Source organism: Hydrogenophaga sp. RWCD_12 (assembly GCF_046604225.1).
Lineage (GTDB): Bacteria > Pseudomonadota > Gammaproteobacteria > Burkholderiales > Burkholderiaceae_C > Hydrogenophaga.
On record NZ_JBKIXC010000005.1, the window covers coordinates 232082 to 255955 of the forward strand.

Below are 23874 nucleotides of genomic sequence, written 5' to 3' on the forward strand. Positions count from 1 at the left end.
CGTTCAGGGCAAGGGTGTTGAAACCTGGGGGATCAGTAGAACCAGTGCAGCGGTACCAGCACGATCTGCGGGAACAGCACCATCAGGAACATCAGGGCGAACTGCGCGATCATGAAAGGCCAGACACCGCGGGTCACTTCGTCCATGCTGACCTTGCCGACGCCGGCCACCGTGTTGAGCACGGTGCCCACCGGAGGTGTGATCAGGCCGATGGCGTTGTTCATCACGAACAGCACGCCGAAGTAGACCGGGTCGATGCCGGCGGCCTTGACGATGGGCATCAGTACCGGCGTCAGGATCAGGATGGTCGGCGTCATGTCCATCGCCGTACCAACCACGATCACCAGGACCATGATCGCGAACATCAGCAGCGTCGGGCTGTCCAGCAGCGGCTGCAGCAGTGCCACGAGCTGGTTGGGCAGCTGGGCGACCGTGATCAGCCAGGCCGAAACCATCGCGCCAGCGACCAGGAACATGATCACGGCGGTGGTCTTGGCGGCGGCCAGGAACAGGCTGTAGAGCTGGCTGATCTTGAGTTCGCGGTAGACGAACAGAGAGATCAGCAGGGCGTAGACGGCAGCGACCACGGCCGCTTCGGTGGGCGTGAACACGCCGAACTTCAGACCGACGACCACGATGAAGGGCAGGCCCAGGGCGTAGGCAGCTTGGCGCAGCGCCTGGAAGACCTCTGCGCGGTTCTTGCGCGGTGGGGGCGTCACGTTTTCCTTGCGGGCCACCCACCACCAGGTCAGGCACAGTGCCACACCCAGCAGCAGGCCGGGCACGATGCCGGCCATGAACAGTTTGGAGATCGACACGTTGGCGGCCACGCCGAAGATCACGAAACCGATCGAGGGCGGGATGATTGGGGCAATGATGGACGCGGCGGACAGCAGGCCGGCCGAGCGGGCCTTGTCGTGGCCGGCGGTGTGCATCATCGGCAGCAGCAGGGCGGCCAGCGCGGCGGCGTCGGCGACGGCCGAGCCCGAGAGCGAGGCCATGATGACGGCGGCCATGATGGCCACGTAGCCCAAGCCGCCACGCACGTGGCCGACCAGGGACATCGCGAAGGTCACGATGCGCTTGGACAGGCCGCCCGCGTTCATGATTTCGCCGGCCAGCATGAAGAAGGGCACGGCCAGCAGCGGGAAGCTGTTGGAGCCTTCGATCAGGTTCTGCGCCAGGATCTGCGCGTCGAACATGTTCAGGTGCCACATCAGCGCGGCGCCGCACAGCAGCAGCGAGAAAGAGATGGGCACGCCGATCATCATCGCGGCGATGAGGGAGCCCAGGAAGATGGCAATGGTCATTGGGGTGGTCTCCGGGGCGGGGTTCAGGCGTGCGGGTCGCCGTGGGGCATGTCGTCGGATTCGCGGATGCCGATCAGTTCGCTGTCGGGCATCTGGCCGGTCAGCAGGCGCAGCAGGTTCAGCAGCAGGATGGGGGCGGCGAGCACGGCGAACGCCACGCCGCTGGCGTAGAAATAGCCCATCGAGGTTTCCATCACCGCGCTGGTCGAGTCCCAGTTGATCTTGGTCTGGTCGAGCGAGCCTTTGAAGATCAGCCAGCAGATGAACAGCATCAGCAGCAGCGAGGCGCCCAGGCAGAGCTTCTTGCCGGCGACCGGCAGGCGGGCGATCAGCGAGTCGGTGCCCAGGTGGCCACGCTCGTTGAGTGCGACCACGGCGCCCAGGAAGGTCATCCACACGAACAGCCAGCGCGAGAGCTCTTCCGAGAGTGTGATGCCGGAGTTGAAGCCGTAACGCATCACGACGTTGCCGAACACCATGACGACCATGGCGAAGAGGGAGAGCACCATGAGCGCACCCAGCAGGCGGCAATAGGCATTGATGAACTTCTGGACCAAGAGATGTCTCCGGAATCGTTGGAAGCTGTAATGTACGAACTGGTTAGTTTTTCAGAATCAGGGATTTCCCTAGGATTGATGTCCAGGGCAGCCGTGGAACGGGCTCCGCCCGGCCACAGGGTGCGTCCCCCCGCGCAGCAGGGGGGAAGCCGCGCAGCGGCGCAGGGGGGAGAACCTACTTCTTCACGAAGCGCACGACCATGTCGACGATGGAGGCGCGTCGCAGCGTGGCCACCGTGGGGCTGGCGAAGTCCCGCTTGAAGATCAGGCCGAAGGTGTGGCGGTTGGAGACGTTGAAGAACGACAGCGCCGAGATCGAGGCGTGGATGTCGATCGGGTCCAGGCCGGGGCGGAAGATGCCCAGCTCGACTCCGCGGGCGTAGAGCTTCTCGATGGCCGAGATGGCCTTGAGGTTGAGCGCCTGGATGCTCTTGCTCTGGGCGAGGAACTGGCCGCGGTTGATGTTTTCCGAGACGACCATGCGGATGTAGGGCTCGTTGCCGGCGTGATGATCGAACGTGAATTCGACCAGCCGGCGCAGCGCAGCCTCGGGGTCCAGGTCGTCGAGATTGAGCTCTGCTTCGGTGCTGCGCACGCGGCGGTAGGCCTCTTCCAGCGCGGCCAGGTACAGGCCTTCCTTGCTCTGGAAGTAGTAATAGATCATCCGCTTGGAGGTGTGCGTCTCGTCGGCGATCTCGTCGATGCGCGCCCCCGCCAGACCCTTCTCGGCGAACTCTTTCATGGCCACCTCGAGGATGTTGGCCATGGTGCGTTCGGGGTCGTTGGTGCGGGTCGTTGTTTTGCCTTCGAGGGCCTTGCCGCGAACTGCCTGTCTCCGGGAATGTACTGGTTCGTTCATTCCAGAAGTATAGGACGCAGTGCCTCGAAAACGGTCAACCCGCGCGGAAATGCGCCGCGTCCATCAGCTTGAGGTCTGTCGCGATCCGCGGCACGAAGTCCATCTGGTCCAGGATGTCGCGTTGCAGATCGATACCCGGTGCGATCTCGAACAGCTCGATGCCCTGTGGCGTGAGCCGGAAGCTGCCGCGTTCGGTGAGGTAGAGCACTTCCTGCCCGCGCACCAGGCCCTGCGGGCCACTGAAGGTGATCTGGTCGACCCGCGTCACCAGCTTCTTCACGCTGCCCTGTTGCAGCACGCGCATCTGGCCGTCGCCGGTCTGCAGCTGCACGCCCTTGGCGGCGAGCGTGCCGCAGAACACCACCTTCTTCGCGTTCTGCGCGATGTCGATGAAGCCGCCGGGGCCAACGGTGACGCCGCCCAGGCGCGAGACGTTGACGCTGCCTTCGGCGTCGAATTCACCAAAGCCCAGGCAGGCCACGTCCAGCCCGCCGCCACCGTAGAAGTCGAACTGCGTGGCCGCGTCCAGCATGGCGGTCGCGTTGCGCGCGTAGCCGAACAGCACGCCGTCCATCAGCGTGCCGCCGTAGGTGCCGTGTTCGATGGTCTGGTAGATGCGGTGCTGCTCGTTGCGCGCCGCGATCAGCTTGGCCACCGCATCGGGCACGCCCACGCCGTAGTTGATGACCGGGCGGGGCTTGCCGGTGTTGAACAGTTCGACGTGTGCGCGGCGCGCCACGGCCTGGCGTTCGCTGAAGGCTTCCTGTGAGGCGGCGACTTCGCGCACGTGGTCCTCGGCCTCGCTGGAGGCACGGGCCTCGCCAGTGAGTTCGCCGCTGAAGGCCGGGTCGAACGGGATGTCGTAGCTGGTTTGCTGGTTCGGGTCGACCACGATGGCGTCCACCCAGGCCGAGGGAATGCGCACCTCGCGCGCCTTGAGCGCGCCTTTGGGCAAGCGCTCCTTGACCTGCACGATCACCGTGCCTCCGCTGTTGCGCGCGGCCAGGGCCAGCGACTGTGCGTCCAGGTTGGCGGCTTCGTGCTCGAAACTGATGTTGCCGTCTTCATCGGCGGCGCTGGCGCGCACGATGGCGACGTGGATGGGGAAGGGCTTGTAGCGCAGCCATTCGCGGCCGTCGATCTGAATCACCTCCGCCAGGTCTTCATTCGCGGCTTCGTTCATGCGCCCGCCGCCAAAGCGCGGGTCGCAGACCGTACCCAGACCCACGTGCGAGATCAGTCCGGGCCGGCCGGCGCCGATCTCGCGCATGAGCTGGCTGCTCACGCCGCCGGGCAGGATGTAGGCCTGAATCTTGTTGCTGAGCGCCAGCTGCTGCATGGCGGGCGACCACACCCAGTGGCCGCCGATGACCTTCTTCACCAGGCCTTCGTGCGCGAAGCAGTTCATGCCCTTGGTCTTCTTGTCGCCGATGCCCAGCGCGTGCATCACGGTGAGGTTGCTTGGCTGTTGTGTGGCGAGGAAGCGCGCCTGCACCGCCTCGAACACGTGGGTCGCTTCCATCAGGCCGCCGCCGCCGCCCATCAGGCCCACGGTGTCTCCGTCCTGGATCAGTTGCACCGCCTCGGCCGCGCTCATGAACTTGCTGCTGCTCATCGTGTGTCCCCGTTCAGCGGTTCACGTCGAAGAGCTGCGCGCCCTTCTTGAGCGCGCTCTTGGCGATCACGCCGCGGTGGATCTCCGAGGTGCCGTCGAAGATGCGGTAGATGCGGGCGTCGCGGTAGTAGCGCTCGATCGGCAGTTCCTTGCAGAAGCCCATGCCGCCGAATACCTGCACCGCACGGTCGACCACGCGGCCCAGGGTCTCGGCCGCATGCACCTTGACCATGGCAATCTGTTCGCGCGCGTCCAGGCCCTGGTCCAGCATCCAGGCGGCCTGGTAGACCATCCAGCGCGCGGCGTTGATCTCGATCACGCTGTCGGCCAGCATCTGCTGGACCATCTGGAAATCGCCGATGCGGGTGTTGAACTGCTGGCGCTGGTTCGCGTAGTCGAGCATCAGCTCGCACACATGCGTGGCCTTGCCCACCGCGCGCGCACCCACCTGCGCCAGGCGCACCACGTTGAGTGCGCCCATGGCCAGCTTGAAACCCTGTCCCTGCTCGCCCAGAAGGGCTGCGTCCTCCAGCTCCACGTTGTCGAAGAAGAGTTCGAGGTGGGGCGTGCCGCGGATGCCCATCATGGCCTGGTCCTTGCCGACAGTGAAACCGGGCAAGTCCTTGTCGACCATGAACATGCTGATTTCTTTCTCGCCGGTTTTTGCGGAGACGAGGAAGAAGTCGGACCACAGGCCGTCGCTGATGAAGTGCTTGCTGCCGTTGAGCACCCAGCGGCCCTCGGCGTTGCGCTTGGCATTGGTCTTGATCCCGGCGGCATCCGACCCGGCCCCCGATTCGGTGATGGTGATGGCGCAGGTGCGTGTGCCTTCGACGGTGGGTTTGAGCCAGCGCTCGACCTGCTCGCCCTTGCAATGCAGCAGCGGCTCGTAGACGTTGCCGAAGGCGCGGCGGATCAGCATGTCGCTGGTGTGCCCGAACTGTTCCTCGCAGAGGATGCGGTCCAGGTTCGAGAGGCCACCGCCACCGAGTTCGGCCGGCATGTTGAGCGCGTACAGGCCCAGTTCTTTCGCCTTGGCGTGGATGCGGCGGGCGTCGGCTTCTGGCAGCGCGCCGGAGTTCTCCAGCGGGTCCTCGAGGGGCTTGAGTTCTTCGGCGATGAAGCGACGCACAGTGTCGATCATCATTTTCTGTTCGTCGTTGAGCGCGAAATCCATGGGTTTGTCTCGGGTGTTTGTCGGTGGTTCAGCGGGCGGCGGTGTAGGGCAGGCTGGCGGCCAGGCAGATGGCGGCCCACTGCGTAGGGTCGGCGGTCTTTTCGCGCTCGAAGTTCACCACCTCGACGCTGACCGGCAGGTCGTCGGGCAGGGCGGCGAACAGGCCGGTGATGTCGATGGTTCCGTCACCGGGCAGCAGGCGTTCGCAGCGCGCGGTGTGGATCATTGCTTCGGTCGTGAACTGCGTGCCGGCGACGGCGTCGCAGATCTGCGCGTAGTGCAGCAGCTGGCGCGGGATGGCGCGGATGTCGTCGAGCGTCGTCGTCGACCGGCCGACGTGCAGCGCGTCGACCAGAATGCCGGCGTTGGCGGGAGTGCCGGCGTTCTGCACGATCCGCATCGCGCTATTTGCGTCCTTGACCGCGGTCCAGGGCATGAACTCCAGGTCGGCGGTCAGGCCGTAAGGCGCCATCACTTCGCACAGGCGTGCGTAGTTCTGCGTCAGGCGTGCCTCGTCGGCGTCGTCGCCGGCCACGAGGATGGCCTTGGCCTTGAGCGCCGCGCAGGCGTCGTACAGCGCGTCCCAGGTGTGCGGGTCGAAGGCCTCGCCGATGCGGATGATCTCGACATCGAAGATGCCCACGCCGGTGTCGGCGATCGCGGCCAGAGTCTCTTTCAGCACTTCAGGTCGGTCGATCAGGAATTGTTGCGGCGCTCCCGGTGCGTTGGGCCACAGGCGCAGACCGACATACTGGTACCCGTTGGTCGCGGCCACACGGATCGCTTCCGGTGGCGTGCATCGGTGGGAGCTGAGGTAAGCCAGTGAATGGACGCGTGCCATCTTCAGCTCACTTCAATGGCGAAACCGCCGTCGGCAGCGCAATCGTCGAGAACATGCTGGTCGTCAGGTGCGCCGGGCCCCCCTTGGGCGGCCAGATGCCTTGCGCCACGGCGTCGGCGCGGGCCTTGCTACGCGCGTCCAGCGAGGGGTAGGCCCAGATGTTGGTGTAGCGCAGCGGGCCGTCCATCGCGACCATGGCGACCACGCAGGGCGAGAGCTGTTCGCGCGGCGGCACGTACTGTTCCCACAGGTCGATCGTCGGTTGCACGCCGCCCGGCTTGATGCCGTAGGTGCGGATCTCGTAGACCGGGCCGGAGATGCCGCTCTCGGCGCTCGGGCGCACTGCCTTCATCCACGGGAAGCCCTCGTAGCTGTGCTGCTCCAGTGTCTGGAAGATCTCGCCGTTGTCGAAGGGCGAGGCGCTCTGTTGCGTGCGCCCGCGCTCGGCCTGCAGGTCGGCCAGCGAGGCAAAGCCGCGCAGCACGATCATCTGGTTGAGCTGGCCGATGTCGGTGAACCAGCAGGCCAGCAGTTCGCCTTTCGCGTCGGGCGCGGTGCAGAAGGTCTGCACGTTCTGGGCGGCGGTGCCCGCGGTGCCGAAAGGCAGGGTCATGGTGGCGAGTTCGTAGTACATGCGGGTCCTTGTGGGGGATCAAAGTGAAAAGGGTTGGCCGGCGGCGTGGTGCGCCGCAATCCAGCCGAAGGTCATGGCGGGGCCGAGCGTGATGCCGCCGGCGGGGTAGTGGCCGGCCATCATGGAATCCATGTCGTTGCCGCCGGCGTACAGGCCGGGAATGGGCTGACCCACTGCGTCAAGCACCTGGGCATTCGCGTTGACCCTGAGACCAGCAAACGTGCCCAGGCTGCCGGCCACCACGCGCACGGCGTAGAACGGGCCGCGTTCGAGCGGCCCCATGCAGGGGTTGGACCAGCCGCGTCCGGCCGCAAAGGGTGCGTCACCCTGCATGCGGTTGTAGGGCGTCTCGCCCTTGGCGAAGTCCTCGTCCTTGCCGGCGCGGGCCATGGTGTTGTAGCGCTGCACGGTGGCCTGCAGCCCGTCGGCCGCGATGCCGCAGGACTGTGCAAGTTCGGCGAGCGTGTGGCCGCGCTGGAGGTAGCCGTTGGCCAGCATCGGTCCGAGCGGCATCGGTGCGGGTTTGGCGGCGCCCAGGCCGTAGTGGCGCATGAAGCCGTGGTCCGCGATCAGCCAGGCCTGCACCGGCTGGCCGGGCGGCGTCGCCTGGATCAGCGCCTGCATCACGTCGTGGTACGAGTCGGCTTCGTTGGCAAAGCGCCTGCCATCGGCGCGCACCATGATCAGCCCGGGCTTGGCGCGTTCGATCAGGTGCGGGAAATGCGCGAACGAACCGTCGGCGCGCGGCACCAGCGAGACCGGAGCCAGCGCTGCTGCCTGCAGCAGATCAGTGCCGACATGGCCGCCCGCGCTCTCGCCCAGGCGCAGGCCATCGCCGGTGTTGCCGCGCGAGGCGGCAGAGTGGTGCTCTTTTCCGGTCGGTGCATGTGGCAGCAGCGCGGCCTTGCGACCATCGTCGTGCGGGAAGCCGCCGCAGGCCAGCAGAACGCCGCCGCGGGCAAGCACCTCGACCGGGCCGTCGGGCGTGTGCAGCACGGCGCCGGTCACGCGCTCTCCGTCGCGCAGCAGCCTGCGGGCCGGGCTGCGGGTGCGGATCTGCACGCCCGCTTCCAAAGCTGAGGCGGAGAGTGCCGCCACCAGTGCGTTGCCGTTGACCAGGCGCATGCCGCGGCGGTACATCAGCAGGTCTTTCCAGTGCGCCAGCACGCGCTTTGTCACGTACCAGAAAGAGGCCGGCTGGCGCATGGCGTTGAGGAAATGGCGCAGCTCGGCGCCCGAGGCGATGCCCATGCCCCAGAGCGTGGTTTCGGCCAGGGGCGGCTTGAGGTCGGCGATGCGTTGACCGAGGCGCCGGCCATCGAAGGGCGCCGCACACAGCGAGCGGCCGCCGGTTGACGCATGCGCTGTGCGGCCGTGGAAATCGGGAATGGCGTTGCCGTCGATGAAGCGCAGCGCGGTCTTGCGGCGAAAGAACTCGACCATGTGCGGCGCAGCGTCCAGGAAGGCGCGGGCCCGGGCCTCGTCGAAGCGCTCACCGAGTTCGTGGCGCAGATAGTTCAGCGGTTCATCGATCGGTTCGACGATGTCGGCCTCGACCGCCAGCGGATTGCGCGGCAACCACATCCAGCCGCCGGACCAGGCCGTGGTGCCGCCGTACTGCGGGTCCTTCTCCGCGACGATGACTTTGAGACCCAGGTGGGCCGCCGTGACCGCGGCCGAAAGCCCGCCGGCCCCGGAGCCGATCACCAGCAAGTCGCAATGAAGAGAAGAGGCGGGTGACCGGTCGGGCATGTACGGGGGTGAACGCGGTCAGACCGCGTAGATCGGCTTGCGGCCTTTGACGTCGCCCGGGGCGGCGGTCTCGGCCGTGAGTTGGAAGAAGGGCGAGGCCCCGCTGGCGGCGGCCAGCTGCGCCGCGATGGACAGCAGCTCGGGCGCGAGGGACTGCATCCGCTCCAGCGTGAAGCGCACCGTGGGGCCGGCGATGGTGATGACGCCGATGGCGGGCTGGCCCGCGAAGCGCACCGGGGCCGACATGGCCGACAGGCCCAGGCTGTAGGTGTCGACCGTCAGGCTATAGCCGCGTTCGCGCGTCTCGTGCACGGCGGCCAGCACGGCCTGCAGCGTGGTCGGCGCGTTGGGGCCGAACTGTTCGGGCGCACCCAGGCCCTGCTTGGCAACCAGGGCCAGCGCAGCGTCGTCGCTGAGCGTGGACATGAGCGCCCAGCCCGAGGAGGAGCACGAGAGGCGCGCGTCGGAGCCCATGTCGGGGTCGTAGCGCAGGCCTTGGCGCGCACCTTGGGCGCGGGCGACCCAGGTCAGGCGCTCGCCGTCGACCACCGACAGGCGCACCAGCTCGCCCGAAACCTCGGCCAACTGGTTGAGCAACGGCTGCGCGATGTCGACGATGCCGGAATTGCTGAGGTACGAGAGGCCCATGCTCACCAGCTTGGTGGTCAGCAGGTATTCGCCGTGGCCACGGGCCTGGCGCACGTAGCCCAGGCGCACCAGATCCGCCAGCAGGCGATGCACCCCGCTGCGCGGAATGTCGAGCTGGTCGGCGATCGTGGCCAGCTCCATGCCCTCGCCATGTTGCGAGAGCAGTTCGAGGATGCCGAGGGTTCGTTCGAGGACGCCGTTCATGGTGGGGGTTCCGCTTCGTTCAGGAGGTCGAAACCGAGCATGTTACGGACTGGCCACTGGCGGCGGCGTCGAGCAGGGCGCGTGTGGCCTGCAGGGTGCGCAGGCCATCCAGCGCGCTGCACAGCGCTGCTTCGTCGCCACGGATCACGGCCGCGAAGTGCAGCAGCTGGCGGGTGTAGGTGTCGGCTTTGCTCGTGGCCGTCTGCTCGCGCGTGAGCGGCTGGTGCCAGTGGCGTTCGCCTTCGTAGTGCCAGAGCGAGAGGTCAGGCAGTGACAGCGAGCCGTGGGTGCCGGCGATGAACAGGGCGTTGGCGTCCTGGCGCGGGTACTGGTCCTGCTCGCCCGCGCACATGTCCCAGCACCAGGGTGAAACGGCGGTGTCCGACAGCAGCACCGTGCCCAGCGCACCGTTCTCGAAGCGCAGCAGGGCGGCGGCCGTGTCTTCGACCGGGTAGCCGCGCACCGCGTTGCTGCTGAGCGCCTGCACCTGCACGATCTCGCCGCAGAGGAAACGCAGCATGTCGATCTCGTGGATCAGGTTGATCAGCACCGGGCCGCCGCCCGGCTCGCGTCGCCAGGCCATGGCGAAGTAGCCCTGTGGCTTGTAGAAGCAGGCCATGGCATTGGCACCCACGATGCGGCCGAGCCTGCCGCTGGCAATGGTCTCGCGCGCCTGGCGGTTGATCGGGTTGTGGCGCCGGTGGTGGCCGACCAGCACTGGCACGCCGCAGGCTTTCTGCGCGTCGACCAGCTGCTGCGCCTCGGTCACGCTGTCGGCCAGCGGTTTTTCCACCAGGGCCGCGACGCCGCGCGCCAGGCAGTCCAGCGCCATCGGGACGTGTTGCGGATTCGGCGTGGCGACGATGGCGCCCTGCGGCTGGAGGCGTTCCAGCGCGCTCAGGTGATCCGGCGTCCAGGGCACGTCCAGCGACTCGGCCAGCGCGCGGCCGGCGTCCGACGGGTCGGCGATGCCGGCCAGCGCCAGACCCGGCGTGCGGTGGATGCGGTCGATGTGGGTGCGGCCGATGGCGCCGGCACCGATGACCAGAAGTCGGGTGGTGTTCATGGACGGTGTGTGTCTCTGACCCGAAGTCTAGTCAAAAAAAGAACAACATTCAATACTTGAACACAATTCCACTTTTGCATATGATCTCCCCCAACCACCCGATCCACACGAGATCCGAGCGAGACAGATGACACAGAACTTGAGCGGCGCCACGCGCCTGCACTACATCGTGGGCGACCCGATCGCCCAGGTGAAATCGCCCGCCGGCATGAGCCAGGCCTTCGCCGACCACGGCCGGGACGCGGTCTGCGTGCCGGCCCATGTCTCGCCCGCGCACCTGGCCGACTGGGTGCGTGGTGTATCGCTGGCGCAGAACGTGGACGGCATCATCGTGACCGTGCCGCACAAGTTCGCCTGTACCGTGCTCTGCGCCACCAAGTCCGACCGCGCCGCCTTCCTGAACACGGTCAACACCATGCGCCGCAACACCGACGGCAGCTGGCACGGCGACATGTTCGACGGCCTGGGCTTTGTCACCGCGATGCAGGACAAGGGCTGCCAGCCCATTGGCAAGAAGGCCTTGCTGGTGGGGGCGGGCGGCGCAGGGTCGGCCATCGCGCACGCGCTGGTGATGGCTGGCGTGAGCCAGCTCGCGATCCACGACCCCGACGACCAGCGCCGTGCTTCGCTGGTGGACCGGCTGGCCGGGCTTGGCAAGTGCCCGGTCACGCACGGCAGCGCCGACCCGGGCGGCTTTGATCTGGTGCTCAACGCCACGCCGGTGGGCATGAAAGCCGGCGATCCCTTCCCGCTGGATGTGACCAAGCTCCAGCCGCAGACGTTCTGTGGCTGCGTGATCACGGCGCCGGCCATCACGCCGTTCATTGCAGCCGCGCGCGATAGGGGATGCAGCACGATGACCGGCGCCGACATGTTCGCGCGCGTCCGCGACCTCATGGTTGCCTTCCTTCTGGGTGAATGAGCATGCAGGTTCTTCACTCCGTCAAAGACCTTCCTGCGGACGCGAGGTACGACCTGGTCGTGGTCGGTGCTGGCGGTGCGGGCATGGCCTCGGCGCTGTTCGCCGCAATCGAAGGCAAACAGGTGCTGCTGGTCGAACGCACCGAGTACGTGGGCGGCACCACCGCGCTGTCGGCCGGCACGACCTGGGTACCCGGCACGCACCACAGCGCCACCGTCAACCCGACCGACACGCTGTCCGACGCCGCGCGCTACCTGAGCAATGCGATCGGAGAGCGCACGCCGGCCGCGCTGCGCCAGTCTTTCCTGGACCACGGGGCCGAAGTCGTGACGCTGGCCGAGACGCGCACGGAGGTGAAGTTCCGGCCCTATGCCAGGCACCCGGACTACATCTCCGACCTCGGCGGTTCAACGCTGAACGGCCGCGCGCTGGAGCCGCTGCCGTTCGACGGCCGGCTGCTGGGCGACCTGTTCCAACTGATCCGACCGCCGATTCCCGAATTCACAGTGCTCGGCGGGATGATGGTCGACCGCACCGACATCAACCACCTGCTGGCGCTCACGAAGAACGTCGCGTCGTTCAAGCATTCGCTGAAGATCCTGCTGCGTCACGCCGCGGACCGGCTGTCGTACCCGCGTGGCACGCGGCTGGTGATGGGCAATGCGCTGATCGCTCGCCTGCTGTACTCGCTCTCGAAGCATCCGAACGTGACGCTCGCGCTGAACACCAGCGTCGGGGCGTTCCGGCGCGAGGGCAGCTGTGTCACCGGCCTGACGCTGCAAGCGGGCGATGAGCGCCGCGACGTCGCGGTGCGCGGCGGCGTGGTGTTGGCCTCGGGCGGATTCAACCGGCACCCGGCGCTGCGCGCGCAGCTGCTGCCCGGCGCCGACATCGCCTGGTGCCCGGCCGGTCCGGGCCACACGGCCGAGGCGCATGCGCTCGCGAAGGATGCTGGCGCGGTCTACGGCCAGGGCGCTTTCAGCAATGCGTTCTGGGCGCCGGTTTCCCTGAGAAAACGCGCCGACGGCAGCACCGCCGTGTTCCCGCATTTCGTGATGGACCGGGCCAAGCCTGGCATGCTGACCGTCAACCGGGCGGGTGAGCGTTTCGTCAACGAAAGCACCTCGTACCACCTGTTCGGCATGGCCATGCAGGCCACCGGCAGCGTGCCCGCCTTCCTGGTCTGCGACGCGACCGCGCTGCAGAAATACGGCATCGGCATGGTCCGACCGGGTGCCTCGCACAAAGACCTAGCGCCGTTCCTCGCCGACGGCTACCTCACGCAAGGCGCCACGCTCGATGAACTGGCAGGCAAGCTGGACATCGACGCTGCCAGTTTGACTGCGAGCGTGCAGAAGATCAACCGCTACGCCGGGACCGGCGTCGACCCCGACTTCCAGCGCGGCGTCACGGCCTACCAGCAGAACATCGGCGACGTGACGGCCGGCACGAAGAACCCCAATCTCGGCGCACTGAGCACCGCGCCGTACTACGCGGTGAAGCTCTACCCCGGTGACATCGGCGCCGCCACTGGCTTTGCCACCGACGGCAACGCCTGCGTGCTCGACGCCGCCGGCCAGCCCATCGCCGGCCTCTACGCCGTGGGCAATGACATGCACTCGATCATGGGTGGCGTCTACACCGCACCCGGCATCACCATCGGCCCCGGTCTGGTGTTCGGCTACCTCGCGGCGCGGCACGCCTGCGCGCGCGCCAGTCCACCCTAGTGCTTACCCCGGTTGCGTTCGATGATCGATCAGGCCTGTGCGTTTTTCGTGCGTGGTACGCCGATTCACCGGATGCGCCAACGGGGGTGATCGCTACATTTCTTCCACGCTTTCCGTTCCCGCCTGCCCTCAACCTCTGGTTCCCTTGGAGACACACATGCAAAAACGATTCGCCCTCAAATGCCTTGTCGCTGCCAGCCTGGTCGCCGCCTCCGGCCTGGCCGCGGCCCAGAACGTGATCAAGATCGCCAACATCGTCGAGCTCTCGGGCGGCGGCGCTTCGGCCGGCACCAACTTCAAGAACGGCGTGGAACTGGCCGTCAAGGAAATCAACGCCGCGGGCGGCATCCTGGGCAAGAAGATCGAGACGGTGACCAGCGACACCCAGACCAACCCTGGCGTGGCCAAGGGCCTGACGCAGAAGGCGGTCGACGACGACGTGTTCGCCATCTTCGGCCCGGTGTTCTCCGGCTCGATCATGGTGTCGATGGCCGAGTCGCGCCGCGCCGAAGTGCCCAACTGGACCGGTGGCGAAGCCGCTGCCATCACCGCCCAAGGCAACCCTTACGTCTTCCGCACGGCCTTCGGCCAGAACTTCTCGTTCCCCAAGCTGGCCCGCTACATCGGCGCCAAGGTCAAGACGCTGGCCGTGGTCTATGTGAACAACGACTTCGGCAAGGGCGGCCTGGACGCGATCAAGCGCGAGCTGGGCAAGACCCAGACCAAGATCCTGGCCGAGATCTCCACCGACTCCGGTCAGGTCGACTTCTCCTCGGCCGTGCTCAAGGCCAAGCAGAGCAACGCCGACGCCGTGTTCGTCTATACCAACGAAGAAGAGTCGGCCCGCGCCCTGCGCGAACTGCGCAAGCAGGGCTGGACCAAGCCCATCATCGGCGAGACCACCCTGGTCGGCCAGAAGGTGATCGAGCTGGCCGGTGAAGCCGCCAACGGCGCCGTGGCCCACGTCGGCCTGACCGTCGACGCGCCCAAGCCCGAGATGCTGGCCTTCAAGGCCAAGTACTACCAGGCCTACAGCTCGATCTCCGACCACAACGGCATCAAGGGCTACACCGGCGTGTACGTGCTCAAGGCCGCGATCGAGAAGGCCGGCAAGCTCGACCGCAAGGCCGTGGCCCAGGCCATGAAGGGCCTGACCATCAGCGCCAAGAAGTACCCCGGCGTGATCATGGACGTGTCGTTCGACCAGAACGGTGACCTGGACCGCGAGAGCTTCCTGGTCGAGGTCAAGAACGGTCGCCAGATCGTCGTCGAGACGCTGCCTGCGCTGAACCCGGTTGCCGCCGCCGCGCCGGCCAAGAAGTAAAGCCAGCCCCAGGCTGCCGGTGACCGCCTGCGCGGTGGTCACCGGCCGTCGGCATACCCGGACGCATCTTCGATGACCGACTTTCTCCAACTCTTCTTCAGTGGCCTGTCCACCGGTGCGATCTACGCGCTGGCGGCACTGGGCTTCACGCTGCTCTGGCAGGCCAGCGGCACGATCAACTTCGCCCAGGGCGAGTTCGTGATGCTGCCGGCCTTCATGATGCTGGCGTTCTTCAGCGCGGGCATCCCGCTGTTGCCGGCCTTCCTGATGGCCTGTCTGGTCGCCGTCTTCGTGCTGGGCTGGATGTTCAAGCGCGGCATCGTCGACCCGCTGTTCAAGTACGGAATGATGCCGATCGTGGTGGCCACCATCGGCCTGTCGATCGCGATGCGCAACGGCATCCGCGCCGGCTACAGCGCCGAGGCGCACCCGTTCCCCTCGCTGTTCCCCGACCAGATCTACAACATTGCCGGCGTCACCATCACGCTGCAGGACATCGGCACCTTTGTGCTGGCCATGCTGCTGGTGGTGGCGACGCAGGCGTTCCTCGCCAAGACCGTGACCGGCCGCGCGATGCAGGCCGTGGCGCAGAACACCGAGAGCGCCAGCGTGCTGGGCATCAACGTGCCGCGCATGATCTTCTACACCTTCGCGATCAACGCGGTGCTGGCCGTGGCTGCCGCGCTCCTGGTCACGCCCACGTATCTCGCCAAGTTCGACATGGGCGAGTCGCTGGGCAACAAGGCCTTCTTCGCCGCGATCATCGGCGGCTTCAACAACTCGCGCGGCGCGCTGCTGGGCGGCCTGATCGTGGGCGTGTGCGAGAACCTCGCTGCGGCCTACATCTCGCCGGCCTACAAGGACGCCGTCGCCCTGGTCATCTTCATGGTCGTGATCCTGTTCAAGCCGCAGGGTCTGCTGGGCAAGAAAGTGGAGCGCAAGGTATGAACAAGCTCACCCTTCCGCTGATCGTGGCCTCCGCGCTGCTGTTCCTGTTGGCTCCGCAGTTCCTCAAGAGCTACGGCCTGTACCTGCTGACCTACTGGCTGGTCTACATCATTGCCACCATGGGCCTGAACCTCACGGTGGGCTATGCGGGTCAGAAGTCGCTGGGCCACGCCGCCTTCTTCGGCATCGGTGCCTACACGGTGGCGATCCTGATGAAGGCCGGTCTGAGCTTCTGGATCGGTCTGCCGGCCGCCGCGCTGCTGTGTTTCGTGATCGGCATCATCCTGGGCTTTCCGGCCCTGCGCGTGCAGACCATCTACCTGGCGTTCGCGACGCTGGGCTTCAACACCGCGGTCTGGCTGGTGATGCGCAACGAAGAATGGCTGACCGGCGGCACCTTCGGCATCAACAACATCGCGCGGCCCTCGCTGTTCGGCTTCAGCCTCGAAGGCAACCTGGCGTACTACCACTTCGTGCTAGGCGTTACGTTGCTGATGGCACTGCTGCTCTGGGGCCTGCTGCGCAGCCCCTGGGGCAAGGCGTTCACCGCGCTGCGCGACAACCCGATCCGGGCCGAAAGCCTGGGGGTCGACATCCGCAGCTACACACTGCTGAGCTTCGCCATCGGTGCGGTCTACGCGGGTGTGGCCGGTGCGCTGTTCGCCTCGCTGGTGCAGTTCATCGAGCCGGCGCCGTTCACCGTCGGCGCCTCGATCATGATGTACCTGATGGTGGTGGTCGGTGGTCCCGGCTACTTCCTTGGCCCGGTGGTGGGTGCAGCGGTGGGCGTGATCCTGCCCGAGTGGCTGCGCTTCGCCCAGGCCTGGTACCTGTTCGTCTTCGGTACCGCCGTGGTGCTGCTGATGATCTGGCTGCCCGATGGCCTGCTGTCCATTCCCGACCGCCTGCGCGCCAAGCGCCAGTCCCGCGAGGCCTCGGCCGCGCGCACCGCCGCCGCACAGGCCGCCAGCCAGGGAGCCAAGGCATGAACGCGACCACTGCTTCCGCGGACCAGCCCATGACCCAGCACGCCCACCACCACGAGCGCCCGGCCGGTGCGCCGGTGCTGCAGGTGCACAACCTCAAGAAAGCCTACGGCGCGATCCAGGCCGTGGGCGGCGTGAGCTTCCAGGTCCAGCCCGGCGAGATCTTCGGCGTGATCGGGCCCAACGGCTCCGGCAAGACCACGCTGTTCAATTCGATGCTCGGCCAGATCACGCCCGACGAAGGCCGCATCGAGCTCAATGGCGAAGACGTCACCAAGCTCGGTCCGCTCGAACTCAACCGGCGCGGCGTCGGCCGCACTTTCCAGACGCTGCAGGTGTTCGGCAAGATGACGGTGCGCGACAACCTGATCGTGGCGGCCCAGGAGCACAAGGGCAGTATGTTCAGCCGCATGTTCGCGCCCGGTGACTCCGGTCTGGGCGAGAAGGCCGACGCCCTGATCGACCAGTTCCGCATCCGCCACGTGGCCGACAAGAAGGCGGGCGAGCTGTCGTACGGCCAGCAGAAACTGGTCGACATCGCGATGGCCTTCATGAGCGAGCCCGATCTGGTGCTGCTCGACGAACCCTGCGCCGGCGTCAACCCGAGCCTGGTAGGCGGCATCAGCACGCTGCTGAAGGACCTCAACCGCAATCCGCGCTTCGGCAAGCACAGTTCTTTTGTCGTGATCGAACACAACATGGACTTCGTGATGGACCTGTGCCACCGCATCATGGTGATGGTCGAGGGCCAGGTGATGGCCATCGGCACGCCCGATGAAATCCGTTCCAACAAACAGGTGCTGGACGCCTACCTGGGCAGCTGAAAAGGACGACCCCATGTCAGACATCTGCATCGAATTCGACGACGTGGTCGCGGGTTACAAGGATTTCATGATCCTGAACAACCTCAGCTTCAAGGCGCACCGCGGCTCCATCACCCTGCTGCTCGGCCCCAACGGCGCGGGCAAGTCGACCGCGCTCAAGGCGCTGTTCGGACTGCTCAAGCCGCGCCAGGGCCGCATCCTGCTGGACGGCCGGAACATCGCAGGCGCCACCCAGAAGGAATTGCTGGCTGCCGGCGTCGCCTTCGTCCCGCAGGGGCGCAACCTGTTCGGCCAGCTCTCGGTTTACGAGAACCTCGAGCTGGGTGGCATCACGCTTGGCATGAAGACCACGCACGAGCGCATTCCGGAAATCCTGGAGCTGTTCCCGCGTGTGAAGGAACGCCTGCACAGCGCCGCGGCCAGCCTCTCGGGCGGTGAGCAGAAGCAGCTGGAGATCGGCCGCGCGTTGCTGTTGCGGCCCAAGGTGATCCTGATCGACGAGCCTTCGATCGGCCTGTCGCCGCTGGTGGTGCAGGACGTGTTCCGCCTGCTGCGCCGCTTGGCCGACGAGCAGGGCGTGACGGTGCTGATGGTCGAGCAGAACGTCAAGAGCGCGCTCAAGATTTCTGACTACGCGATCGCGCTGGAGTCGGGCCGGCTGGTGTTGCACAAGCCGGCAGGCGAACTGTTGGCCGATCCGAACATCGAGCGCCTGTTCCTCGGCGGCGCCCACGCAGCGGCGGCTGTGGCACCCGCGACGGTCTGAAGCTGTACGGGCCCGCTTCATGGCCCGGTGGGCCGGCGCCTCAGGGCGTCGGTTCGACCGGGAAGTCGCGGCGCAGCGGGTTGAAACCGGTCACCAGCGCGGTGGCCACCAACACCAGCGCGCCGCCGACGAAGATGCCTGACGACAGCTCCTCGCCCAGGAAGATGTGGCCCCAGGTCACGCCGAACACCGGGATCAGGAAGGCCGGGCTGGTCGCCGCGACCGGTGAGACGTGGCGCACGATGCGCAGGTTCAGCCAGTAGGCCAGGCCCGAGGTCACCACCCCCATCACCAGCAGCGCACCCATCGCGGTGGGGGTGAAGTTGGCCTGCGGCAGCCCCCAGATTCCGGCGGGCAGCAGCATCACGAAGGCTGCCGCGCTGATGCCGGTCGCGATCGCCAGCGGCTGCATGTGTTCGGTCGCCTTCTTCATCAGCGGGGTCGACACGCCGTAACAGGCGGCGGCCGCCACGCAGGCCAGCGCCGCCATGAGCGTCTCGGTGGTCGGCGCGACAGGACCGAGCTGCAGGATCATTCCCACGCCCGCGAAGCCGATCGCGCAGCCGACCAGCTTGCGCGCCGTGAGCGTGTCCTGGCCGAACCAGGCCGAGGCCAGGGTGCCGAACAGCACCACCGTTGTGTTGAGCAGGGCGCTGTAACCGGCCGGCAGCCGCAGCGCCGCCCAGGCGTACAGCAGGAACGGCGCCGCCAGCGCCAGCAGACCGAGCCGGAACAGTTCACGCCAGTGCTTCCAGGGCCAGGGCTCGCGCAGCACCCCCATCACGGCCGCCAGCGTGATGGTGGCCAGCAGCACGCGGCTGGTCGCCATCACGGTCGGCCCCAGCAGGGGACTGGCGATGCGCAGGAAGAGGAAGGAGGCGCCCCAGAGCGCAGAGAGGCCCACGAGCTGGGCGAAGTGACGGGTTTGCACCGGTGGATTGTCGGGCAATTGGTAACCACTTGCGGCTTGCATACGCGACAGTCTGTGCGGCGCAACAGGGCCTCGACATACTTTTCAACATGAAGCACTGGCTGCACAAACTGTGGGCACCCTTGCTCTTTGTGAGCTATGTGGTGCTGGGGATCGCCATCCATGGCGACTATGGCGTGTCGTGGGACGAATCGATCTCGCGACAGAACGGACTGGTCAACCTGCGGCACGTGAACCAGCGGTTCTTTCCGCCCGTGACCCGGCCTGTCCTCACCCAGGTGCCCGATCTCGACGACTGGCCCGACCGCGACTACGGCGTGGCCTTCGAGCTGCCGGTCGAGGCGTTGGACCAGTGGATGGGCAACGATGTTGACCAGTCGTTCCGTTTGCGCCATCTGGCGACCTTTCTGGTCTTCGCCGCGGGTGTCGCGGCGCTGTACCGCGCGGCGGTGTCGATCCGTGGCAGCCAGCTGATGGGCCTGGCCGCCGCCCTGATGATGGTGCTGTCGCCGCGCATGTTCGCGGAGTCCTTCTACAACTCCAAAGACGTGGTGTTCATGGCTGCCTGCGCCATGGCCATTGCGACGATGAGCCAGCTGCTGCGCCGGCGCACGCTGCCGCTGGCCCTGCTGCATGGCTTCGTCTGCGCACTAGCGATCGACATCCGGGTCATGGGCATCGTGCTGCCCGCGGTGACGCTCGTTGCCTGGATGGTGATGGTGCTGCAGGGCAATGAGCGCTGGCCTCGCGCGCTCGCGCTGGCAGGAACCTACCTGCTGGCCCTGATGGCTTTCGTTTACGCCATGTTTCCGTTTCTCTGGCCGCACCCGCTGGAGAACTTTGCGGCGGTGTTCGGCAACATGTCGCGCTTCCGCTGGGACGGCGAGGTGCTTTTCAAGGGGCGCTACGTTCTTGCGGAGCAGTTGCCCTGGACCTACATTCCGGTCTGGATCGGGGTGACCACGCCGTTGCCGGTGCTGGGGCTGTTTGTCGCAGGCACCGCGATGACGCTCGCGGCGTTGTGGCACCGTCGCTGGCGCCTCTGGTGCGGGCACGCGGAGATGATGGATCTGGTCTGCCTGGCGTTGCTGGTCGGGCCGATCGCGGCGGTGGTCGCGCTGCATTCGGTGCTCTACGACGGCTGGCGCCAGCTGTACTTCGTCTACCCCGCACTGGTGTTGCTGGCCGTGCGGGGGCTGGACGGGGTGTTGAAGGCGCTGGGCGGGCGCGTGCTGTTGCGCCGTCTGGCACTGGCGGGACTGGCCGCCGCGGCGTTCTGGCAGGCGCAATGGATGGTGCAGGCGCACCCGCTGCAGAACGTCTTCTTCAATGGCTTCGTCCATGGCCCGTGGAAGGACCGCTTCGATCTCGACTACTGGGGGCTGGGCAACCGCGAAGCGCTGGAGGCGATCCTGGCGCGCGACCCGAGTCCCTTCATCACCGTCGGTCCTGGTTCCCGCACCGAGCTGGCCGAGTCGCTGCCGCTGGTGGACAAAAAGCACAAGGATCGACTGATCGTTGTCGGTCCCGAGATCACTCCGAAGTACGTCGTCACCAACTACCGGCTGGTGCGCGACCGCAGCGACAGCCAGTGGCTCAAGGACCATGACCTGTTCTGGCAAAAAAAGATCGGCGACCAGGTGATTCTTTCGGTCTTCCGGCTGCGCGATCTGTCCAGGGCCACGCCCGTGTCGCGCTCGAGCCGGCCCTACACGCCGGAGGAACTCCTGCAGCTCAAGATGGAACTGAATGGGCGGCGGGTGGTGCAGGGGAGCAGCCTGGTGGATGTCACGCTGGTCAATGACTCCGATATCCGTTTCTCTGCGCTGTCCGCGACGGGCAACCAGCTGGCGCTGACCTGGCGCTTCCTGGACGCGCAGGGGAACCCGGTGACCCCGTGGGACGGGCGCATGGATCTTCCGGTCGATGTCCCGCCGCGTTCGCGCCTGCCGCTCACCATTGCGTTCGACCCGGGTGTGTACCTCGAAGGGCGGCCCTTGCAGGTCGACCTGTTCCAGACCGGCCGCTTCTGGGCCCACGAGGCGGGCGCGCCGCTGGCCATCCTGCCGCCGGACCGAAAGACGGTGGTACCCTGACCCCAGACGGATTCACATCCAGAGGATTTCTCGTGACACTTGCGCTCTACGGTCATCCCTTCTCCTCGTACACCCAGAAGGCGCTCGCCGCCCTCTACGAGAACGGCACGCCCTTCGAATTCCGCTGCATCGGCCCCGACACGCCGGAGCACGCCGGTGAATGGCTGCGGCGCTGGCCGATCGCCCGGTTTCCGATGCTCGTGGACGGCGAGCGCCAGATCGTCGAAACCAGTCTGATCATCGAATACCTGCAGCTCGCTCACCCCGGCCCGGTGCGCCTGCTGCCCGCCGACCCGATGGCGGCGCTGGACGTGCGCTTCCTCGACCGCTTCTTCGACCTGTACGTGATGAGCGCGATGCAGCTGGCGGTGGATACCGCGCTGCAGCGCTACCCGATGAAGGTCGAAAAAGGGCGGGCCATGGCCGGCGAGCGGCTCGAGCGCGCGTATGCATGGCTCGAAGGGCACCTGGCCGGCAAGACCTGGGCTGCGGGCGAGGACTTCACGCTGGCCGACTGCGCGGCCGCGCCCTCGCTGTTCTATGCCGACTGGGTGTACCCGATCGCCGAAAGCCATCCCTTGCTGCGGGCCTACCGCGCACGCCTGCTGGCGCGGCCGTCGTTCGCCCGCGCGGTGGACGAAGCGCGGCCGTTCCGGTCGTTCTTCCCGCTCGGGGCGCCCGACCGGGACTGAGTGGCCGACCCCCGGCGCCGCTCAGATCGGCACCCGGGTACCCAGTTCCACCACCGCGTTGCCGGGCAGGCGGAAGAACTCCACCACCCCGCCCGCGTTCTGGCTCATGGCGGCGAACAGCTTTTCGCGCCAGTGCGCCATGCCGCCGCCCGGTGTCGGCACCACGGTCTCGCGGCTGAGGAAGTAGGTCGTTTCGAACAGCGGGATTTGCAGGCCGTGTGACTTCGCCAGCTCCAGCGCCTTGGGCACGTCCGGCGTGTTCATGAAACCGTAGTGGACGCGCACGCGCCAGAAGCCATGCCCCAGCGGCTCGACCTGCAGGCGTTCGGCCATCGGCACCCACGGCACATCGCGAAAGTGCACGGTCAGGATCACGTTGCGCTCGTGCAGCACCTGGTTGTGCTTGAGGTTGTGCAGCAGCGCCTGCGGCACGGTGTCGGGGTCGGCCACGGCGTAGACGGCGGTGCGCTGCGCGCGCTGGATGCTGCGCGGGTCCAGGCCGTCGACGAAGTCGGTCAGCGACAGGCCGTCGCGGCGGATGCTGTCCATCAGCAGGGCACGGCCGCGCCACCAGGTGCTCATCATCACGAACAGCGCCAGGCCCAGCAGGATCGGGAACCAGCCGCCGTCGAAGAACTTGATCGCGCAACCCGCCACCAGCAGGGCGTCGATCACGAGGAAGAAAACCGTCGCGCCCCATGCCACCGGCGCCGGCATGCGCCAACCCACGCGCACCACGAAGAAGGTCAGCACGGTGGTGATCATCATGGTCAGCGTCACGGCGATGCCGTAGGCGGCGGCCAGCGCCGAAGAACTGCCAAAGTGCAGCACCACCGCGACCACGCCCGCCAGCAGCGCCCAGTTCACCGCGGGCATGTAGATCTGGCCGATCTCGCGCGCGCTGGTGTAGTGCACCCGCATGCGCGGCAGGAAGCCCAGCTGGATCGCCTGCTTGGTCATCGAGTAGGCGCCGGAGATCACAGCCTGCGACGCGATGATGGCTGCCAGCGTCGCCAGCACCACCACGGGCAGCACCCAGGCGTCGGGGAACAGCCGGTAGAACGGGTTTTCGATGGCCGCCGGGTCGCCCATCAGCAGCGCCCCCTGGCCGAGGTAGTTCAGCGCCAGCCCGGGCAACACCAGCGTGGTCCAGGCGATCTGGATCGGCCGGCGGCCAAAGTGGCCCATGTCGGCATACAGGGCTTCGGCGCCGGTCAGTGCCAGCACGATGGCGCCCAGCGCGGCAAACACATGCCAGCCGCGGCCCGAGAGGAACTCCCAGGCGTGCACCGGGTTGAGTGCCGCGAGGATGGCGGGTTGCTGCGCGATGTGCCACATGCCGATGGCACCCAGCACCGCGAACCACATCACGATCACGGGGCCGAAAAACCGCCCGACCTTCGCCGTGCCAAAGCGCTGCATCAGGAACAGGCCTACCAGCACCACCAGCGTGAGCGGCACCACGTAGGGCTTGAGCACCGGAGTCAGCAGCTCCAGCCCCTCCATCGCACCGAGCACCGAGATGGCCGGCGTGATCACGCTGTCGCCATAGAACAGCGTCGCGCCAAACACCCCCAGCAGCAAGAGGCCGCGGCGCAGGGCAGGGCGGCCTTCGACGGCCTTGGCCGCCAGCGCGGTCAGCGCCAGACCGCCGCCTTCACCATGGTTGTCGGCGCGCAGGATCAGGATCACGTACTTGAGCGTGACCACCAGCATCAGCGCCCAGAAGATGGTCGAGATGGCGCCGATCAGGTGCACCGCGTCCAGCGGCACGCCGGTGTGCGGCGCGAAAATTTCCTTGACGGTGTAGAGCGGGCTGGTGCCGATGTCGCCGTAGACGACGCCGATGGCAGCCAGGGTGAGGGCGGCCAGGCCCTGGCGGCGGGCGTTGCTTTGGTCTTCTGGCGCGGTGCCGCCGACCGTGGAGATGGATGGTGTCTGGGTGGACATGGGGTCCCCGGAAATGTCGAGGACGCCACGATGCCCGGGGGCGGA

Annotated in this window: 21 protein-coding genes; 9 read left to right on the top strand and 12 right to left on the bottom strand. The window is 66.8% G+C overall.

The window, feature by feature from the left end:
- Window positions 1-32 precede the first annotated feature (32 nt).
- The 10 genes from ACLIJ1_RS19660 to ACLIJ1_RS19705 all read right to left on the bottom strand — a co-directional run bounded on the left by ACLIJ1_RS19660 (window position 33) and on the right by ACLIJ1_RS19705 (window position 10663).
- A complete protein-coding gene (locus ACLIJ1_RS19660) occupies window positions 33-1310 on the bottom strand; it encodes a TRAP transporter large permease subunit (protein WP_411367249.1) in 1278 nt (425 codons plus the stop codon).
- Window positions 1311-1333: 23 nt separating this feature from the next.
- Complete coding sequence (locus tag ACLIJ1_RS19665) at window positions 1334-1867, bottom strand: TRAP transporter small permease (protein ID WP_411367250.1); 534 nt, start codon at window positions 1865-1867, stop codon at window positions 1334-1336.
- A 175-nt stretch (window positions 1868-2042) separates the two neighbouring features.
- The gene (locus ACLIJ1_RS19670; RefSeq protein WP_411367251.1) at window positions 2043-2726 is read right to left on the bottom strand and encodes a TetR family transcriptional regulator; all 684 of its coding nucleotides are present in this window, start codon (window positions 2724-2726) and stop codon (window positions 2043-2045) included.
- Between the two features lie 34 nt (window positions 2727-2760).
- Entirely contained in the window at window positions 2761-4341 is a 1581-nt protein-coding gene (locus ACLIJ1_RS19675) for an acyl CoA:acetate/3-ketoacid CoA transferase (protein WP_411367252.1), read from the bottom strand.
- A 13-nt stretch (window positions 4342-4354) separates the two neighbouring features.
- Window positions 4355-5518 carry an acyl-CoA dehydrogenase family protein gene (locus ACLIJ1_RS19680; RefSeq protein WP_411367253.1) on the bottom strand — a complete coding sequence of 388 codons (1164 nt, stop codon included), beginning with the start codon at window positions 5516-5518 and terminating at the stop codon, window positions 4355-4357.
- A 28-nt stretch (window positions 5519-5546) separates the two neighbouring features.
- A complete protein-coding gene (locus tag ACLIJ1_RS19685) occupies window positions 5547-6359 on the bottom strand; it encodes a sugar phosphate isomerase/epimerase family protein (protein ID WP_411367254.1) in 813 nt (270 codons plus the stop codon).
- A 7-nt stretch (window positions 6360-6366) separates the two neighbouring features.
- Window positions 6367-6993, bottom strand: a complete 627-nt coding sequence (locus ACLIJ1_RS19690) for an NIPSNAP family protein (protein ID WP_411367255.1) — start codon at window positions 6991-6993, stop codon at window positions 6367-6369.
- An 18-nt stretch (window positions 6994-7011) separates the two neighbouring features.
- Window positions 7012-8745: an FAD-dependent oxidoreductase gene (locus ACLIJ1_RS19695; protein ID WP_411367256.1), complete on the bottom strand. Its 1734-nt coding sequence runs from the start codon at window positions 8743-8745 to the stop codon at window positions 7012-7014.
- Window positions 8746-8763: 18 nt separating this feature from the next.
- Window positions 8764-9597 (bottom strand): IclR family transcriptional regulator, encoded by an 834-nt coding sequence (locus ACLIJ1_RS19700; RefSeq protein WP_411367257.1) that lies wholly within the window; start codon window positions 9595-9597, stop codon window positions 8764-8766.
- 19 nt (window positions 9598-9616) lie between these two features.
- On the bottom strand, window positions 9617-10663 hold the full coding sequence (locus tag ACLIJ1_RS19705) for a Gfo/Idh/MocA family protein (RefSeq protein ID WP_411367258.1): 1047 nt from the start codon (window positions 10661-10663) through the stop codon (window positions 9617-9619).
- Window positions 10664-10790: 127 nt separating this feature from the next.
- Here ACLIJ1_RS19705 and ACLIJ1_RS19710 point away from each other — a divergent pair, with 127 nt between their 5' ends.
- The 7 genes from ACLIJ1_RS19710 to ACLIJ1_RS19740 all read left to right on the top strand — a co-directional run bounded on the left by ACLIJ1_RS19710 (window position 10791) and on the right by ACLIJ1_RS19740 (window position 18160).
- Window positions 10791-11585: a shikimate dehydrogenase family protein gene (locus ACLIJ1_RS19710; RefSeq protein ID WP_411367259.1), complete on the top strand. Its 795-nt coding sequence runs from the start codon at window positions 10791-10793 to the stop codon at window positions 11583-11585.
- Window positions 11586-11587: 2 nt separating this feature from the next.
- Window positions 11588-13312, top strand: coding sequence for an FAD-dependent oxidoreductase (locus ACLIJ1_RS19715; protein WP_411367260.1), 1725 nt, complete (start codon window positions 11588-11590; stop codon window positions 13310-13312).
- 157 nt (window positions 13313-13469) lie between these two features.
- A complete protein-coding gene (locus tag ACLIJ1_RS19720) occupies window positions 13470-14636 on the top strand; it encodes an ABC transporter substrate-binding protein (RefSeq protein ID WP_411367261.1) in 1167 nt (388 codons plus the stop codon).
- Between the two features lie 72 nt (window positions 14637-14708).
- Window positions 14709-15584 (top strand): branched-chain amino acid ABC transporter permease, encoded by an 876-nt coding sequence (locus ACLIJ1_RS19725; RefSeq protein ID WP_411367262.1) that lies wholly within the window; start codon window positions 14709-14711, stop codon window positions 15582-15584.
- Window positions 15581-16573 carry a branched-chain amino acid ABC transporter permease gene (locus ACLIJ1_RS19730; RefSeq protein WP_411367263.1) on the top strand — a complete coding sequence of 331 codons (993 nt, stop codon included), beginning with the start codon at window positions 15581-15583 and terminating at the stop codon, window positions 16571-16573. The genes ACLIJ1_RS19725 and ACLIJ1_RS19730 overlap by 4 nt, the downstream gene beginning before the upstream one ends.
- 29 nt (window positions 16574-16602) lie before the next feature.
- Complete coding sequence (locus ACLIJ1_RS19735; protein WP_411367547.1) at window positions 16603-17394, top strand: ABC transporter ATP-binding protein; 792 nt, start codon at window positions 16603-16605, stop codon at window positions 17392-17394.
- 13 nt (window positions 17395-17407) lie between these two features.
- Window positions 17408-18160 (top strand): ABC transporter ATP-binding protein, encoded by a 753-nt coding sequence (locus tag ACLIJ1_RS19740; protein WP_411367264.1) that lies wholly within the window; start codon window positions 17408-17410, stop codon window positions 18158-18160.
- Window positions 18161-18200: 40 nt separating this feature from the next.
- On the opposite strand, the gene ACLIJ1_RS19745 is transcribed toward ACLIJ1_RS19740, so the two are convergent.
- On the bottom strand, window positions 18201-19091 hold the full coding sequence (locus ACLIJ1_RS19745; protein ID WP_411367265.1) for a DMT family transporter: 891 nt from the start codon (window positions 19089-19091) through the stop codon (window positions 18201-18203).
- Between the two features lie 89 nt (window positions 19092-19180).
- On the opposite strand from ACLIJ1_RS19745, the gene ACLIJ1_RS19750 reads away from it, so the two are divergent.
- The gene (locus tag ACLIJ1_RS19750; protein WP_411367266.1) at window positions 19181-21187 is read left to right on the top strand and encodes a hypothetical protein; all 2007 of its coding nucleotides are present in this window, start codon (window positions 19181-19183) and stop codon (window positions 21185-21187) included.
- 32 nt (window positions 21188-21219) lie between these two features.
- Entirely contained in the window at window positions 21220-21879 is a 660-nt protein-coding gene (locus ACLIJ1_RS19755) for a glutathione S-transferase family protein (RefSeq protein WP_411367267.1), read from the top strand.
- A 21-nt stretch (window positions 21880-21900) separates the two neighbouring features.
- Here ACLIJ1_RS19755 and ACLIJ1_RS19760 read toward each other — a convergent pair whose 3' ends face one another.
- On the bottom strand, window positions 21901-23829 hold the full coding sequence (locus ACLIJ1_RS19760) for a potassium transporter Kup (RefSeq protein WP_411367268.1): 1929 nt from the start codon (window positions 23827-23829) through the stop codon (window positions 21901-21903).
- Window positions 23830-23874: the final 45 nt, after the last annotated feature.

Coding starts and splice junctions, on each gene's coding strand:
- ACLIJ1_RS19695 (WP_411367256.1), bottom strand. CDS start 8,745: ATGCCCGACCGGTCACCCGCCTCTTCTCTTCATTGCGACTTGCTGGTG.
- ACLIJ1_RS19750 (WP_411367266.1), top strand. CDS start 19,181: ATGAAGCACTGGCTGCACAAACTGTGGGCACCCTTGCTCTTTGTGAGC.
- ACLIJ1_RS19680 (WP_411367253.1), bottom strand. CDS start 5,518: ATGGATTTCGCGCTCAACGACGAACAGAAAATGATGATCGACACTGTG.
- ACLIJ1_RS19685 (WP_411367254.1), bottom strand. CDS start 6,359: ATGGCACGCGTCCATTCACTGGCTTACCTCAGCTCCCACCGATGCACG.
- ACLIJ1_RS19735 (WP_411367547.1), top strand. CDS start 16,603: ATGACCCAGCACGCCCACCACCACGAGCGCCCGGCCGGTGCGCCGGTG.
- ACLIJ1_RS19660 (WP_411367249.1), bottom strand. CDS start 1,310: ATGACCATTGCCATCTTCCTGGGCTCCCTCATCGCCGCGATGATGATC.
- ACLIJ1_RS19710 (WP_411367259.1), top strand. CDS start 10,791: ATGACACAGAACTTGAGCGGCGCCACGCGCCTGCACTACATCGTGGGC.
- ACLIJ1_RS19675 (WP_411367252.1), bottom strand. CDS start 4,341: ATGAGCAGCAGCAAGTTCATGAGCGCGGCCGAGGCGGTGCAACTGATC.
- ACLIJ1_RS19730 (WP_411367263.1), top strand. CDS start 15,581: ATGAACAAGCTCACCCTTCCGCTGATCGTGGCCTCCGCGCTGCTGTTC.
- ACLIJ1_RS19760 (WP_411367268.1), bottom strand. CDS start 23,829: ATGTCCACCCAGACACCATCCATCTCCACGGTCGGCGGCACCGCGCCA.
- ACLIJ1_RS19715 (WP_411367260.1), top strand. CDS start 11,588: ATGCAGGTTCTTCACTCCGTCAAAGACCTTCCTGCGGACGCGAGGTAC.
- ACLIJ1_RS19690 (WP_411367255.1), bottom strand. CDS start 6,993: ATGTACTACGAACTCGCCACCATGACCCTGCCTTTCGGCACCGCGGGC.
- ACLIJ1_RS19705 (WP_411367258.1), bottom strand. CDS start 10,663: ATGAACACCACCCGACTTCTGGTCATCGGTGCCGGCGCCATCGGCCGC.
- ACLIJ1_RS19740 (WP_411367264.1), top strand. CDS start 17,408: ATGTCAGACATCTGCATCGAATTCGACGACGTGGTCGCGGGTTACAAG.
- ACLIJ1_RS19670 (WP_411367251.1), bottom strand. CDS start 2,726: ATGAACGAACCAGTACATTCCCGGAGACAGGCAGTTCGCGGCAAGGCC.
- ACLIJ1_RS19720 (WP_411367261.1), top strand. CDS start 13,470: ATGCAAAAACGATTCGCCCTCAAATGCCTTGTCGCTGCCAGCCTGGTC.
- ACLIJ1_RS19700 (WP_411367257.1), bottom strand. CDS start 9,597: ATGAACGGCGTCCTCGAACGAACCCTCGGCATCCTCGAACTGCTCTCG.
- ACLIJ1_RS19725 (WP_411367262.1), top strand. CDS start 14,709: ATGACCGACTTTCTCCAACTCTTCTTCAGTGGCCTGTCCACCGGTGCG.